The 2,426-nt window shown below is 56.0% G+C and carries 1 protein-coding gene; it reads left to right on the top strand.

Annotated elements, in window-relative coordinates; translation table 11 throughout:
• Positions 1-112: 112 nt before the first annotated feature.
• Positions 113-2,426, top strand: a 2,314-nt coding sequence (gene ppdK, locus ACOSYY_RS08130; protein WP_421661767.1) for a pyruvate, phosphate dikinase, incomplete at its 3' end; no start/stop codon positions are given.

Below are 2,426 nucleotides of genomic sequence, written 5' to 3'. Positions count from 1 at the left end.
GCGTAAGGGCGAAGTGGTTCTTGGTGAACCGCTATCGGTTCCGTCTGGAAACAGACGGTCGTCGCGGGTCGTCCGTTCATTGATACGCACTCTTCCCGGAAGGAGAAGTCACGTGGCAAAGAAATACGTCTACTATTTCGGCGACGGCAAAGCCGAGGGCACGTCGAACATGAAGGAATTGCTCGGCGGAAAAGGCGCAGGGTTGGCCGAGATGACCAATTTGGGTATCTCGGTCCCACCGGGGTTTACGATTTCCACCGAAGCCTGTGTCGAATATTACAGGATCGGTAAGCAATACCCTCACGGAATGTGGGATGCCACCTTGCAGGCGCTCAAACGCGTCGAACGTTCGATGGGGATGAGATTCGGAAATCCGGAACGGCCGTTGCTGGTCTCGGTTCGGTCGGGCGCGCGCGCCTCGATGCCGGGCATGATGGACACGGTGTTGAACGTTGGTCTTACGACCAAGACGGTCGAAGGCCTCGCGGCCAAGACCCGCAACGATCGCTTTGCGCAGGACAGCTACCGGCGATTTGTGTCGATGTTCGGCAGTATCGTGATGGGTGTACCGCGAGAACATTTTGAAGCGATTCTCAAGCACAAGAAGACCGAAGTCGGTGTCGCGCATGAAACCCATTTGGATGCCAGGCACCTTCGCGAATTAGTGGCGAGTTTCAAAGCCCTCATCAAAGAAGAAACGAAAAAGGACTTTCCGGATGAACCGCTGGAACAGCTGCGGCTGGCGATCAATGCCGTATTTTCCTCCTGGTTCGGCGCCCGCGCCATTACGTACCGCCGGTTGTACAGCATTCCCGATTCCTGGGGAACCGCGGTCAATGTGGTGGCGATGGTGTTTGGGAACATGGGAGAAACAAGCGGGACCGGCGTCGCGTTTACGAGAAGTCCCAGTTCCGGTGATCGAGCATTCTTCGGTGAATGTTTAATGAATGCTCAGGGCGAGGATGTCGTTGCCGGGATCAGAACGCCTCTGCCTGTGAGCGCGTTATCGAAAAACGTTCCGGAGGCTTACAAGGATCTCGAACATACCTATAAGAAGCTCGAGAAACATTACCGGGACATGCTTGACCTCGAATTCACGATCCAGGAGGGCAAGCTCTATATGTTGCAGACCCGTGTCGGGAAGCGGACGGGGATTGCGGCGGTCAAGATCGCGGTCGACATGGTGAAAGAAGGGTTGATCTCAAAGCAGGAAGCCGTGCAACGAATCGGGGCCGACCAACTGGCGCAGTATCTCTACCCAATTTTCGACACAAAGGAAGAGTCGAAATCGAATCCCCTCGGCAAGGGGTTGCCGGCTGGGCCCGGCGCGGCGGCGGGCAAGATTGCTCTTAACCCAGACCGGGCGGTTGAACTGAAGGCAGCCGGTAATCGAGTCGTGCTGGTCAGGCAGGAGACTAGTCCGGATGACATCCACGGGATGAACGCGGCGGCCGGTTTCTTGACTGCGCGCGGTGGAATGACGTCTCATGCTGCCGTGGTGGCGCGGCAGATGGGCAAGGTTTGTGTCGCAGGCTGTGAAGCCGTTGAAGTGCTCGATAGTCATACCGTGAGGATCGGAGCAAAGACCTTTAAAGAAGAAGATTATCTCTCGATCAATGGATCGAACGGCAATGTATATGAAGGCGACATTCCGGTGGTCGAATCCGAAATCATTCAGGTGATTCAAGGGAAGCTGGATCCCAAGAAGTCGGACAAGTATCAGCGGTTCGCTACGATCCTGTCCTGGGCCGACAGTTTTCGCAAGCTTCGCGTCCGTGCCAACGCCGATGTGCCGGATCAGGCAAACATCGCCAGGGGGTTCGGCGCGGAGGGTATTGGTCTGTGCCGCACCGAACACATGTTCTTCGCCGAGGATCGAATTCCGATCATGCAGACGATGATCTTGGCCCGGACGAAAGAGGAACGCGAAAAATACTTGGATCAGTTGTTGCCGCTGCAGAAACAAGACTTCCTGGGGCTCTATCGAGAGATGAAGGGATATCCGGTGACGATTCGCCTGCTTGATCCGCCGCTCCATGAATTCTTGCCCAAGCGGGAAGAACTGATGGTCGAAATCGCGCAGCTTGAATTGACGGGCAATGATGGGGCCAAGTTGGAAGAAAAACGGCGACTTCTGGCTCGTGTCGAAGAGCTGCACGAGTTTAATCCGATGCTCGGTCTTCGTGGATGCCGGTTGGGCATTACGATGCCGGAGATCACACGCATGCAGGCGAGGGCCATCATGGAAGCGGCCTGCGAATTGGCCAAAGATGGCGCGAAGATCGTGCCGGAGATCATGATTCCGCTCGTGGGGATGGTCTCGGAGAGGAAGGCGCAGAAAGATCTGATCCGAGAAGTGGCACAGGAGACGATGAAACGCTGCGACATCAAACTGCCGTACCTGGTCGGGACGATGGTCGAATTGC

The organism is Nitrospira sp. BLG_2, from assembly GCF_049222245.1.
The sequence above is the reverse complement of the archived record's forward strand: the minus strand, read 5'-3'. Positions and strand labels throughout refer to the sequence as shown.